The following is a 12,803-nucleotide window of genomic DNA, read 5'->3' as shown; positions in this document are numbered from 1 at the left end:
CTTCCCAATATACAAACAGGGTACAGCGGCGGGAAAGAGAACTTTCCGTGTGCTGTACCCTGTTTGTATTGATTTATTTTGATATTTTGATGTTATACAGGAGATGGTTTACTTGTACGTGTGAGTGAGAATAGGTCCATATCAGGGTTTTGTTTGCCAGTAATAGCATCCACAATTAAGGAAGCAGCAATCATGCTGTATACAGTCCCGTTACCTCCATATCCTTCTACAAAATATGAATGCGGATAATCGGGATGTGTGCCAATCAGGGGGAGGCCATCATTCGTATTACCAAACACGGCACCCCAGGCATAATCGACTTCAAGATCATCTAAAGGGAAATAGGAACGGACCTCTTCCAGGAGTGTATCTCCCCGGTGTTTTGACCGTATTTCACGTTGATCCTCCCGAGGTATTTCTTCATCCAAACCGCCTGCGATGATTCGGCCGTCGGGTGTTGTTCGCATATACAAATATGGACGAGCTGTCTCCCAAATCATGCTGTGTTCAAACCATTCACTAAGATCAGACAACGGTTTGGTAGCAATCGCGTAGGTCGTTTTCAGATAGGCTCCGCGATCCTTTTTGATGTCCTGTGTCTCGTAACCGGCAGCAAATATGACCTTCTTGGCACGGATTTTACCGTTGGCAGTGTGGCAGACTACACCATCTTCATCGTATTCACAATGTATCATCTCCGTCTGACCATAGATTCGGGCGCCATGTTTATTTGCGGATTCAAACAAGGCATGAACAAAACGATAGGGGTTCACTTCCGCATCTCCCATTGTGTACAGTGCAGCGGGTTTGCTAAAAGGGAAATGCTGGCTTATTTTGTCGGCATCCCACAGTTCAGCTTCAAAACCATAACGCTTCAAGGTCTGATATTCTTCCTCCAATAGGGTCACATCATCTTCACTGCTTGCAAAACAAAGACTTGTTCGTGGGATAAACCAAGGGTCTGTATCCAGACTGTCTGCAATTTGAGCAAGCTGTTTCATGGCTTCACGACAAAGCTCATAAAAACGTACGCCTGTTGCTTCACCAAAAGTGTTGATACATGAGGTTAGTGTTTTGTCATTGGTGTATTGTAAAAGACCTGTATTGGCAGAACTGCTGCCGTGGGCAATGTCTCGCTTATCAATGACAACGGTGTTAATACCCTGCTCCGTGATTAGTTTAGATGTCAGTGCGCCTCCCATGCCCCCACCAATGATGAGGCAGTCACAAGAGATGTCTTCTTGTAGAGCAGAATAATTAAATGTTGAATTGAAAGTGGAGGGCCAGAAAGGTGTACCATAGACCAGATCCATTAGAAACATCTCCTTTATGATTTAAATTTGTATACTTTTGTGTGACCGGGCTAACAATAATTGCGCATAAACTTTATGCCGAGGAGGCCATCGAAACATGCAGAATCATACTATGCAAGCGCTGAGTCCCAAGGAATTGAACTACATTGCGGACTCTATCACCAATGAAGAACTGCTGATTAAGCAGTGTGCAGCCACAGCTTCCATCACACATAATCCACAAATTCAACAGGCACTGAATCACTATGTTCGCTCACATGAACAGCATCTGAACACGCTTGTCAATGCGCTGCAGCAACATCAGTCTCTTGCACCTGCGCAAGTTCAGTAATTGAAGACAACTCTAACTGTATAGGAGGAAAACGCATGTATTCTCAATCTTTATCATCTAATGGCGCTTTTATGCAGGAGCAGGATCTGCTGAAGTCGATTCTTGCAGATTTAAGACGAACCTCGCGCGAATATACGACTGCGACAACGGAAGCTTCCTGCCCCATGACTCGTCGAATGTTCACAGACCTGACGAACGATACCCTAAGATTACAAGGGGAACTGTTCAATCTGATGCAGCAAAACAACATGTATTCTGTCTCGTCCAAGGCACTTCGTCAGGATGTGGACAAGCAGATTCAGTCCGCACACCAGACTCAACAAAAGTGTCAGCAATTCATTCAGGAAAAGAATACGCAGAACAGTTCATATAGCCAAGCTCCTAATGTGTCTCAGCATCAACCGAATTACGGTAACCCTTATTACATGTAACCTTTGCAAAAGAGGTTTGAAGCACCCAACGTTCCAGGACCATACCACCGCTTGCCTGAATTCAGGGCAGGCGGTCTTTTGTCTATGCATCAACGTTAAATTCATGTAATATAAGTATTAATTCATTTTCAGGAACCTGGATGACGCTGGAGGGAAAACCATGAAAGATTTGAACGATCTGCAATTAAAAGTTCTGGATCTGCTAAAGGAAGACGCGAGAAGGACTCCCGCACTGCTGTCGACGCTGCTGGGGGAGTCGGAAGACAAGATCAAGAACGCCGTGGCACAGCTAGAACAAGACCACGTCATCGTGAAATACGCAACCGTCGTGAACTGGAGCAAAATAGATGATGAAAAAGTAACGGCCCTGATTGAGGTGCAGATCACGCCGGAGCGTGGTCGTGGCTTTGAAGGGATTGCCGAACGAATCTATCTCTATCCGGAAGTGAAGTCCGTGTATCTCATGTCCGGTGCATACGATCTGCTCGTTGAAGTGGAAGGTGGCAACCTGCGTGAAGTCGCTAATTTTGTGTCGGAGAAACTGTCTCCGATAGACTCTGTACTTTCAACCAAAACGAATTTTATTCTTAAAAAATATAAGCAGGACGGGATTATTTTTGAAGACCATCAGGAAGACAACCGTCTCATGATCTCGCCGTAAAGGAAGATGTGTCATGATAGTGAATGAACAGACAACCGGGAACAACAAGAAAATGACATCTTATCTGGCACCCCTCGTGCAGCAGATACCTCCATCCGGAATTCGTAAATTTTTCGATCTGGTTGGAGACAACAAGGATATTATTACATTGGGTGTGGGTGAACCTGATTTTGTTACCCCTTGGCATATGCGTGAAGCTTGTGTATACTCGCTGGAAAGAGGTATGACCAGCTACACATCCAACGCAGGTATGCCGAAGTTGAGAGAAGCCATCAGTGAATATCTGGATACTCAGTTTGATACCAAATACGATCCCAAGGATGAGATTATTGTTACCGTGGGTGGCAGTGAAGCGATTGACCTGGCTTTGCGCGCATTAATCGTACCTGGCGACGAAATTCTCATTCCTGAACCTTCGTACGTGGCGTATTCACCAATTGCTTCAATCGGTGGCGGTATACCGGTTGGTGTTGAAACCTACGCGAAAGATCAGTTCAAGTTAACAGCTGAAGCGCTTGAGGCAGGAATCACACCGAAGTCAAAAGTGGTTATTCTGTGTTATCCGAGTAATCCCACTGGAGCCATCATGACGTATGAAGAGTGGCTGCCTATTGCTGAAGTGATTAAAAAGCATGATCTGATTGTGATCGCTGATGAAATTTACGCTGAATTGACGTATACGCAAAAGCATGTTAGCTTTGCAACTATTCCTGACATGAAAGAGCGGACCATTCTGGTAAGCGGATTTTCGAAGGCTTTTGCGATGACAGGTTGGCGGATCGGTTATATGTGTGGTCATCCTGAGCTTATTGCAGCCATGCTCAAAATCCATCAGTATACGGTAATGTGTGCACCGGCCATGGGGCAGGTTGCTGCACTTGAGGCATTGACGAACGGTTTGGGTGAGAAAGATCGGATGGTAGAATCGTATAATCAGCGTAGACGTTTGATTGTGCAGGGATTCAGGGACATTGGGCTCGATTGTCATGAACCTCAGGGAGCATTCTATGCATTCCCGAGCATTCAAAAGACGGGTATGAGTTCCGACCTGTTTGCTGAGCGATTGTTAACGGAGAATAAAGTTGCTGCTGTTCCCGGCAATGTTTTTGGCCCTCAGGGTGAAGGCTTCTTGCGTTGTTCTTATGCTACTTCTGTATCCCAATTGAATGAAGCTTTGGAACGAATAGGAAACTTTGTTTACAAACTGAAAAAAGAGGGTTAATACTAAAGTAGAATCTTTTTACAAATGTGACATTTTTATGATTGGAAAAAAATAACTTTATTTTACAAAATAATGTGATATAATTCAAATTTGAAATAAGTTTTCATATATTTGGAAACCATTTTTCCAAGGAGGGGTTGGCTTTGTTTTGTGTTGAATATGATTTACCGACGAATCGTGGGCACTATCTGGCAGAAGGCGATCATGGCGACCGATGGTCGGTGAAACCCGATAACGCATCTTTGCATGACATTTCCTTGGAAGATGAAATTCATATGCTTCGTCGCAAGATGGAACAGATCTTCCTCGAAGAGAAATCATTCACATCCGATATTGTAATTGAAATCAGCAGTTTGCTGGATTTAAAGATTAATGAATACATGAAGGCTAACCCGATTAAAGCAAAATAACGTTTATGCTGGATTGAAACGTTTCATTAATCGAATTAGAAAGGGAGACCTGAGAAGGTCTTCTTTTTTTGTGTGTAAAGGCAGGGTGATCCCCCGATAAGCCAGGTTATTTTTTTGCGTGGAACAATTGTGATATATTGGACATAGGAGACTAAAGGGGGAACTGGAATGAAGAGATTTTGGGGGCTTACTGCAATCATTTCTATCGTTTTTCTGCTTGCTGGTTGTGGAGGTAAAGATGGTTTTTCCATTTTCATCATTGATAACCAAGGAAATCCATCTGTAATCTCAGAGCAGTTACAGGCCAATCTGCAACAGAAACTGGGTGAGGAACCCAAGGTGGAAGTGATTACCAGTGCAATGTATGATGTTCAGAAAATTATGGTAGAATATGCGGCTGGAGGACATGATATCTTCATTTTGCCTGAGTCCGACATGAAACAATACGGAAGTAATGGCTCCAATGTTCCGCTGGATGATACTTTTGACCCCAAGAAGTTTGAACGGGGTGTATTTGAGGGTGGAGTATTGGTAGAGAAGGGTGAAGGAGATGGAGGTTCAGATCTCAAGCAAGAATCACATCTTTACGGCATCCCACTCGAAGATATGAAAATGTTTAAAGATGTAGAATATGCTGCGAGCAATTTGTTCGCCACCATTCCAGTGTCATCTTCCAATGTCGAAGAATCCAAAAAAGTGCTGAAGGCGCTGACAGAGTAAAGAAAATTCAGAAGTGGCTATGGAAGGAGGGAAGCGGATTGCTGATTACGGTCACAGGCGGCATAGGTAGTGGTAAAACCCGGTTTGCCCTCAAGTACGCAGCCGGAATTAGCCGGGAGGGTGTATATTTATCCACTGGTGATCATGATCCCGTTATTCCCGAATTGCCATCCGCTCATTATCGTGCCATTCATGCCGGAAACGGTCAGCATCTGACAGAGGTGATCACCCAGATTAATCGGGAATCCAATCTGTTTTTGGCGGATCAGCGAATTGTAATTGTAGACAGTCTGACCTCCTGGATGGCTGCCGGTTTCAGGGCAACAGAGGATCTGGATCATCAGCGTTCAGAGACACAGCTTTTGCTTGATGCGTTATTGTCTTATCAGGGGAAGTTGCTTGTGATTACCAATGAAATGCATGGCACATTACATCCTACCGAGGAAGAACGAATATTTACAGCGAGAATGGCTTCGGTTAACCGGATGCTGCAGATACATGCTGAAAAGATGTACTTGCTGGTATCTGGTCTGGCTATCGATCTTAAGAGTCAGGGCATGCGAAATGAAGATGAACGATAGTGAGATGACATAAACGGGTGACATAAAGAAGCCTCCTTAACCACGAATTGGTGGCGAGGAGGCTTTATTTATTAATCTATCCTTTTTATTTCTGTTTTTTGCTACGTCTGATCCACCAGATGATACATCCGATGACAATGATGGCGAGAATGACGTACACTACAATGGAATAAACGTCCATAAAGTGCAAAATGCTCTCCCATGATGCGCCAAGCGCAGCACCAACGCAGACAAGAATGACATTCCAGATCAATGTACCAATGGTTGTAAAGAGAAGGAATAAACCAAATTTCATATTGGACATGCCTGCGGGAATGGAGATAAGACTACGGACGAGCGGGACCATTCGGCAGAATAATACGGTCCACATGCCATATTTGTCAAACCATGCATCGACACGGTGAATATCCTCTTTTTTGATGCGCAGAACATGTCCCCAGCGTTCCACAATTTTCTCAAGGCGTTCGACGTCAATGAGTAGACCAATACCATACAGGATCACAGCACCAAGGACAGAGCCAATAGTTGCGGCGATAATAACTCCTGGAAGAGTGAGACTGGTATAGGTGGTCATGAATCCGCCAAACGGCAAGATGATTTCGGATGGAATCGGGGGAAATACGTTCTCAAGAGCAATAATGAGTGCAATGCCTATGTAGCCGTATTGTTCCATGAAATCGGTTATCCAGTTTTGCATAATCGTCTCCTTTACTTTTGGTTTCCTTCGATTTGTCGTATACTCGGCAGAGCACACCAATTCTTATATACGTGTAAAGCGATAGACGGGTTTCTGAAAAAATGGCATTCCCGTATTCATTATTATATTACCAATTGGAGGGATAACGATGGGCATATATACACGAACAGGTGACGAAGGACAGACTTCGGTCATCGGTGGACGCGTCATCAAGGATGATGACCGAGTTGAGGCTTATGGCACGATTGATGAATTGAACTGTTTTGTAGGCCAGGCGATCAGCTTTATTGACTCTGCTCAAGGGGAATTTGAAGATCTGCGTGAGCATCTGCTGGAAGTTCAGCAGGAACTGTTTGATTGCGGGTCGGATCTGGCCTTCGTGAAGATTAGTGAGACCAAATATAAGGTGAGAGATGAAATGGTCACACGTCTGGAACAATGGATCGACCAGTATGATGCAGAGAATCCAAAAGTGGAACGATTCATTATTCCTGGTGGCAGTCAGCTTTCTTCTGCTCTTCATGTGTGCCGTACTGTATGTCGTCGCGCAGAGCGTCGCACGGTAACACTCGGACAACATACAGATATTAATCCGTCTGTACGGAGGTATCTAAACCGACTGTCTGATTACTTCTTCGTGGTTGCACGGACGGCCAACGCGAGACAACAGGTGGCGGATATTGAATATGTGCGGAGCAAAAAAGTCTTCCGCCGCAAAGAATGAGCCAATATTATTCGCCGATTGTCTACACGGTGACCGAACAAGAAGATGGCTGGCTGCTGAAGACCGTGCTTCAGCGGCGGCTGCTGGTGTCGCGTAAGCTTTTGTCCAAAATCAAGCTGACGGAGCAAGGTGTCATGCTTAATGGAGAGCGCGTGTACATTAGCGTGAAGGTAGCTGCGGGTGATGTCGTTGAAGTTCGGATGGAGCAAGAGGAATCGGATGATATTTTGCCTGAACCTATTCCATTTACCGTTCTGTATGAAGATGAGCACTTGCTTATTGTCAACAAGGATGCGGGCATCATCGTTCATCCGACGCATGGACATTACACGGGTACTTTGGCAAATGGAGTCGTTCATTACTGGAAATCCAAGGGTGAGCGCTTCCGGTTCAGACCGATTCATCGACTTGATCAAGAGACGTCAGGAGTGCTGGCGATAGCCAAGAATCCCTATGTACATCAGCATGTGTCTGAACAGATGATTGCAGGAACGGTGGATAAGAAATATATTGCGCTTGTGCACGGCAGCCCTGTCCCGGAACAAGGGTCGGTGGACGGACCGATTGACCGCGATCCTGAAGAGCCACACCGCCGAATCGTAACACCTGATGGCTACGCTGCAAGAACGTTGTACACGACCTTAACACGTTGGTCAGGGGGCAGTGCAAGTGCAGTAAGTCTTAAGCTGGAAAGTGGCAGAACCCATCAGATCAGGGTACATATGACGTCCATCGGCTGTCCATTAATCGGTGATCGAATGTACAAGACACTACCTGTGCATGAGATCGATGAGCAGACAATGGCTGTTCGGGAGGAACGGGATACCTGGATCGAACGCCAGGCATTACATGCCTGTGAATTGACGTTTGAACACCCAATTCTACAGGAACGCATGACGTTCCAGGCTCCTTTTCCAGCAGATATGGCCGCGCTGGAGAAGCGTTTGAATGATGAGGCAGCTCCCAGAGAAGAACTGTAATAAGCTGCGACGAGGCTCTTAGATTTCCTTAGATACGAACCCTGTGTCATAGCTTTCTGTACGGCAAGCCCTGGTTGAGGTTCAACGCTAGTGGGCTATTCCATGTGAGGGGTGCTTAATGCACCCGAACAACATGCCGTAGGCTAATCTTTATGGTTCAATGGTTTCATGTATGGATGTTTAGCATTTTCATAATAAATCTGTTAACATGTCCAAACTTTAAAATGCTTTTAAAGTGATTAAAGCAAAGTAGTAAGGTCTTGATCCAAAAAAATATAGCGAATGTGAGTTTTTGATTTCATTTGCAAAAGTCAGTAAAGTTGCATGGCGATGGTATCGATTTGGAGCGACTTTTGGATTTGCGAAGCAAACCAAGGGAAGCGAGAAGTCGAAACCGGAGCCACACGAGGAGGCAAATCAATGAGTAACCTAAAAGTATATCAATATGCCAAATGCGGCACATGCCGCAAAGCTGTAAAATGGCTTGAAGCTCAAGGACATGAGCTGGAGTTAATTCCTATTTTTGACTCACCGCCATCAGAATCTGAACTAACAGAACTCATCCAAAAGAGCGGACTGGAAGTGAAGAAGTTCTTTAATACGAGTGGGGAAGTGTACAAAGAACAACAATTGAAGGACAAGCTGCCGGGCATGTCCGCTGATGAACAGATTCGTTTGTTGGCTTCCAATGGTCGTCTGATCAAACGTCCGATCGTTACGGATGGAGAAAAGGTGACGGTTGGATTCAAGGAAGAAACGTACGAGCAGGAATGGAATAACGCATAAACGCGCTGAATATCGGCCTTGAATTGTTCAAAATTCAGGGCTTTTTTGGCTGAACGATGGTTGGCGGAACTATGCTATAATGATAGAATTAGTTTCGATAATTTATATGCTAGATTTGGATAGGAGAGAACAAATTCAAGTGAATCAACGTAATGAACCTACTTTGTTGCTGGTAGACGGTATGGCGGTGTTGTTCCGTGCTTTTTATGCGACATCTGCAAGCGGATATATCAGACGTACAAAGGCAGGATTGCCTACCAACGCAGTCTACGGATTTATCCGTTATTTCTGGGATGCGGTTCAGACTTTTGGGCCAAGTCATGTCGTATGTTGTTGGGATATGGGCGGTAAGACATTCCGCGGTGAAGAATATGCAGCCTACAAAGGCAACCGGGCCGAAGCTCCGGATGACCTGATTCCCCAGTTTGCTCTGATTCGTGAAGTGATGGATAGCCTGGGTATTCCGAATATAGGTGCACAAGGATTCGAAGCCGACGATTGCATCGGGACGCTTGCGAAGTATTATACCGAAGAGACCGATATGAATGTTATGGTACTGACGGGTGACCACGACATGTTGCAACTGATCAATGACCGCACGAGTATCATCATTATGAAAAAAGGCCATGGCAACTACATGGTGTATAATCCTGAAACGCTCATGGCTGAGAAACAACTGACACCTCGTCAAGTGATTGACATGAAGGGTCTGATGGGAGATGCCAGCGACAATTATCCCGGAGTACGGGGAATTGGTGAGAAAACAGCGTTGAAGCTTGTACAGGAATACGGTTCCATTGAAGGGATTTTGAGTAACATGGATAAACTGACCCCTTCGGTGCGTAACAAGATTGAGAATGATCTGGATATGCTTCATCTGTCCCGCAAACTGGCAGAGATTCATTGTGCTGTTCCGGTTGCCTGTGCGCTGGATATCTGTGAATTGCGTCTTGATCCGGATATGGTGATGGACAAGTTTGAACAACTTGAGATGAAGAGCCTTGGCTCTTGGATGGGAGTGGCAATAGGGTGAGCAACATGCAGAACGTACGAACAGGTAAAAAGTGGTGGACAGGGGCTATGGCCCTCGTCCTCGCCTTGCCCGTAATTCTTTCGGGAGCAGTAAGTGCGCCACAGACAGTGGATGCCAAAGCAGCAATTAGCACCAAAGTACAGAAAGTAAAAGCAGCAGGACGTAATTTTACCGTACAGACCGTTTCGATTCCAAAGGGAACACCGGTTACTGTGGGACTCGCGAAGAAGCAAGTTGGCCAGACGGCAACATTGCCATCGATCGTGAAAGCCTATGGTGCACAAGCAGCTATTAACGGAGCATTTTTTGAAGCATATAACGGAGCACCAGATCCATACGGTATGTTAATAGCAAATGGTAAGGTCATACATATTGGAAGATACGGAACATCCATCGGATTTAAGGAAGACGGCTCGGCGATCATGGATTCACTTCAGGTGAGTTTGACAGGTAAAGTAACGGATACAAAAGGTAAATCACGGAGTTGGTATGCAACCTTTATTAATCGAACACCTTCAGCGAATGCAAGCATTACGATGCTGTATACGCCTGAACGAGGTGCCACAGTCGGGTTCAAAGGTGGCACTGCGGTTGTTATGGAGAAAGGTATTGTGACCAAAAAAGTGCCCAATACAAATGTGGCGATTCCTAAGAATGGCTCGGTACTGGTCTTCACAGGTAACCAGAAGTCTTCTTCGGATCGTTTCACCGTTGGTTCGACCGTAGAAATGAATTATAAGTATACGAACGCAGCAGGCAAAGAGATCCCTTGGCAAGATGTAGTGACTGCTGTGGGAGCAGGACCACGTCTGGTGAAAGACGGCAAGGTAGCTGTAAATCCGACGAGCGAAGGTTTCAAGGATGCCAAGATTCTTAATGCTTCGGGAGCCAGAAGTGGTATTGCGATCATGGCAGACGGTTCTGTTATGCTGGCTACCGTTTCCGGAGCAACAATCAAGGAGTGGGCAGCGGTGATGCAGAAGCTTGGTGCCAAACAGGCCATGAATCTGGATGGTGGTGCATCCTCAGGCATGTATGCCGGGGGAAAAATGCTGACTTCTCCAGGTCGGCTTTTGAGTAATACACTTGTATTTGGCGGCTCTGTGCGTTAAAAGAAAGTGATTATGGGAGGTATGACGCAAATGACACTCACATCTGATCGAAAGCCAGGGGAGGGCAATACAGCTGTTCTGGCCATTAATGTAGGACTGCCGCAGCCGCTCCCTGGGCAGAAGCGTGAAGTGCTGAGCGGCATTGTGAAACATCCTGTATCCGACGCGGTTTTCCTGTCATTCACTGGAATGACAGGGGACGCGCAGGCGGATCTGGTGCATCATGGCGGCCCTGACAAAGCCGTTTGTGTATACGATTACAGTCGTTATCCGGTGCTAGAACAACTGATGGATCGCAAGCTGGATTGGGGAGCTTGTGGAGAAAATCTGACAGTTGAAGGCTGTGCCGAAGAAGACGTCCGGATTGGTGATGTGTACGAGTTGGGCGAAGCCACAGTGCAGGTCAGTCAGCCCAGACAACCTTGCTTCAAGCTGGGTGCGAGGTATGATTATAAGGAGCTGCCTGTTTATTTTCAGGAGAGTGGATATACCGGCTTTTACTTTCGTGTACTGCAAGAAGGTGAGGTAAGGCCTTCATCGATATTTCGACGGATCAGCACCGATCCTGCATCAATGACGGTTCTTGAAGCCAATCGAATAATGCATCAGGGGAAAGAAAATGTCGATGGTATCCAGGCGTTGCTGGCCATTCCTGCGCTGTCAGACAGCTGGAGGCAAACGTTAATGAAACGATTGTCCAAGCTGGAGAACAATTAGCAGGGTAATTATAGTGTCATCAAGTAAAGCAATCCGAATTCCTTTTTAAACTAACTTGGGAGTGTGACTAACATGACGATCTTAGGCGCAATTGAAGCAGGCGGAACCAAATTTGTATGTGGTATTGGCACAGAAAACGGAGAAGTTTTGGAACGCGTAAGTTTTCCAACAACAACACCGGAAGAGACCATGGCTCAAGTGATTTCGTTTTTTGAAGGCAAAGGCATTGAAGCTCTGGGCGTAGGTTCATTTGGCCCGATTGATCCGATTGAAGGAAGCCCAACATATGGTTATATCACAACAACACCGAAACCACATTGGGGACAATATAACGTGATTGGCAAGCTCAAGGAGCATTTTGATGTACCGATGACATTTGATACGGATGTGAATGGTGCGGCACTTGGAGAAGCAACCTGGGGCGCTGCACAAGGTCTTGAGAGCTGTCTGTATATCACTGTGGGTACAGGTATTGGTGCAGGCGCTGTGGTTGGCGGTAAAATGGTCCATGGATTGTCACATCCAGAGATGGGACATATCATTGTACGCAGACATCCGGAGGATACATACGAGGGTTTCTGTCCGTATCATGGTGACTGCCTCGAAGGCCTTGCAGCAGGACCGGCCATTAACAAACGTTGGGAGCAACCGGCTTATGAACTGCCTGCAGATCATAAAGCTTGGGAGATTGAAGCACATTACCTGGCACATGCACTGATGAATTATGTTCTCATTCTCTCTCCGCAGAAAATCGTCATGGGTGGCGGAGTAATGAAGCAGGAGCACCTGTTCCCGATGGTTCGTAGCAAACTGCAGGAGTTACTGGCTGGATACGTTCAGCATCCGGCACTTCAATCCGAGATTGACCAGTATGTTGTTTCACCAGGACTTGGCGACAATGCGGGTCTGTGTGGTTCGCTGGCGCTTGCCAAGTTGGCATTGAATAAGTAGGTCATTAAGGGATTGACGAATTTTACCATTGTGGTATGATATGGGCAACAGCATAGTACGGTTAATGAGGAAGCACCTCTCTTGCATGGATTTTGCAGGAGAGGTGTTTTTTTGTGCTGCCTGCAGGTAGCGTA

At 45.9% G+C, this 12,803-nt stretch carries 16 protein-coding genes; 14 read left to right on the top strand and 2 right to left on the bottom strand.

Annotation, left to right across the window (positions count from 1 at the left end; all coding sequences use genetic code 11):
* Positions 1 to 92: 92 nt before the first annotated feature.
* Complete coding sequence (locus D829_RS0114520) at positions 93 to 1,313, bottom strand: FAD-dependent oxidoreductase (RefSeq protein ID WP_017689632.1); 1,221 nt, start codon at positions 1,311 to 1,313, stop codon at positions 93 to 95.
* Positions 1,314 to 1,410: 97 nt separating this feature from the next.
* Here D829_RS0114520 and D829_RS0114515 point away from each other — a divergent pair, with 97 nt between their 5' ends.
* From D829_RS0114515 to D829_RS0114485, 7 genes are all read left to right on the top strand, one after another.
* Positions 1,411 to 1,644: a hypothetical protein gene (locus tag D829_RS0114515; protein WP_017689631.1), complete on the top strand. Its 234-nt coding sequence runs from the start codon at positions 1,411 to 1,413 to the stop codon at positions 1,642 to 1,644.
* 35 nt (positions 1,645 to 1,679) lie between these two features.
* A complete protein-coding gene (locus tag D829_RS0114510) occupies positions 1,680 to 2,075 on the top strand; it encodes a spore coat protein (RefSeq protein WP_017689630.1) in 396 nt (131 codons plus the stop codon).
* A 160-nt stretch (positions 2,076 to 2,235) separates the two neighbouring features.
* Positions 2,236 to 2,736 (top strand): Lrp/AsnC family transcriptional regulator, encoded by a 501-nt coding sequence (locus D829_RS0114505; protein WP_017689629.1) that lies wholly within the window; start codon positions 2,236 to 2,238, stop codon positions 2,734 to 2,736.
* A 13-nt stretch (positions 2,737 to 2,749) separates the two neighbouring features.
* Positions 2,750 to 3,958, top strand: coding sequence for an aminotransferase class I/II-fold pyridoxal phosphate-dependent enzyme (locus tag D829_RS0114500; RefSeq protein WP_017689628.1), 1,209 nt, complete (start codon positions 2,750 to 2,752; stop codon positions 3,956 to 3,958).
* A 143-nt stretch (positions 3,959 to 4,101) separates the two neighbouring features.
* Positions 4,102 to 4,368 carry an aspartyl-phosphate phosphatase Spo0E family protein gene (locus D829_RS0114495; protein ID WP_017689627.1) on the top strand — a complete coding sequence of 89 codons (267 nt, stop codon included), beginning with the start codon at positions 4,102 to 4,104 and terminating at the stop codon, positions 4,366 to 4,368.
* 168 nt (positions 4,369 to 4,536) lie between these two features.
* Complete coding sequence (locus D829_RS0114490) at positions 4,537 to 5,088, top strand: hypothetical protein (RefSeq protein WP_017689626.1); 552 nt, start codon at positions 4,537 to 4,539, stop codon at positions 5,086 to 5,088.
* Positions 5,089 to 5,126: 38 nt separating this feature from the next.
* On the top strand, positions 5,127 to 5,669 hold the full coding sequence (locus D829_RS0114485; RefSeq protein WP_017689625.1) for a bifunctional adenosylcobinamide kinase/adenosylcobinamide-phosphate guanylyltransferase: 543 nt from the start codon (positions 5,127 to 5,129) through the stop codon (positions 5,667 to 5,669).
* A gap of 85 nt (positions 5,670 to 5,754) precedes the next feature.
* Here the strand turns inward: D829_RS0114485 and D829_RS0114480 are convergent, their stop codons facing one another.
* On the bottom strand, positions 5,755 to 6,366 hold the full coding sequence (locus D829_RS0114480; protein WP_017689624.1) for a DedA family protein: 612 nt from the start codon (positions 6,364 to 6,366) through the stop codon (positions 5,755 to 5,757).
* Between the two features lie 148 nt (positions 6,367 to 6,514).
* On the opposite strand from D829_RS0114480, the gene D829_RS0114475 reads away from it, so the two are divergent.
* The 7 genes from D829_RS0114475 (at position 6,515) to D829_RS0114445 (ending at position 12,669) form a co-directional block, all read left to right on the top strand.
* Complete coding sequence (locus D829_RS0114475) at positions 6,515 to 7,090, top strand: cob(I)yrinic acid a,c-diamide adenosyltransferase (RefSeq protein WP_017689623.1); 576 nt, start codon at positions 6,515 to 6,517, stop codon at positions 7,088 to 7,090.
* Positions 7,087 to 8,070, top strand: coding sequence for an RluA family pseudouridine synthase (locus D829_RS0114470; RefSeq protein ID WP_017689622.1), 984 nt, complete (start codon positions 7,087 to 7,089; stop codon positions 8,068 to 8,070). Before D829_RS0114475 ends, D829_RS0114470 begins: the two co-directional genes overlap by 4 nt.
* Positions 8,071 to 8,490: 420 nt before the next feature.
* The gene (locus D829_RS0114465; protein WP_017689621.1) at positions 8,491 to 8,856 is read left to right on the top strand and encodes an arsenate reductase family protein; all 366 of its coding nucleotides are present in this window, start codon (positions 8,491 to 8,493) and stop codon (positions 8,854 to 8,856) included.
* A gap of 139 nt (positions 8,857 to 8,995) precedes the next feature.
* Positions 8,996 to 9,889: a 5'-3' exonuclease H3TH domain-containing protein gene (locus tag D829_RS0114460; RefSeq protein WP_017689620.1), complete on the top strand. Its 894-nt coding sequence runs from the start codon at positions 8,996 to 8,998 to the stop codon at positions 9,887 to 9,889.
* A gap of 5 nt (positions 9,890 to 9,894) precedes the next feature.
* Entirely contained in the window at positions 9,895 to 11,001 is a 1,107-nt protein-coding gene (locus D829_RS0114455) for a phosphodiester glycosidase family protein (RefSeq protein ID WP_152417041.1), read from the top strand.
* Positions 11,002 to 11,031: 30 nt separating this feature from the next.
* Complete coding sequence (locus D829_RS0114450) at positions 11,032 to 11,718, top strand: MOSC domain-containing protein (protein WP_017689618.1); 687 nt, start codon at positions 11,032 to 11,034, stop codon at positions 11,716 to 11,718.
* Between the two features lie 72 nt (positions 11,719 to 11,790).
* The gene (locus D829_RS0114445) at positions 11,791 to 12,669 is read left to right on the top strand and encodes an ROK family protein (protein WP_017689617.1); all 879 of its coding nucleotides are present in this window, start codon (positions 11,791 to 11,793) and stop codon (positions 12,667 to 12,669) included.
* Positions 12,670 to 12,803 lie beyond the last annotated feature (134 nt).

The sequence above is a fragment of the Paenibacillus sp. PAMC 26794 genome, from assembly GCF_000316035.1.
Lineage (GTDB): Bacteria > Bacillota > Bacilli > Paenibacillales > Paenibacillaceae > Paenibacillus.
The sequence above is the reverse complement of the archived record's forward strand: the minus strand, read 5'-3'. Positions and strand labels throughout refer to the sequence as shown.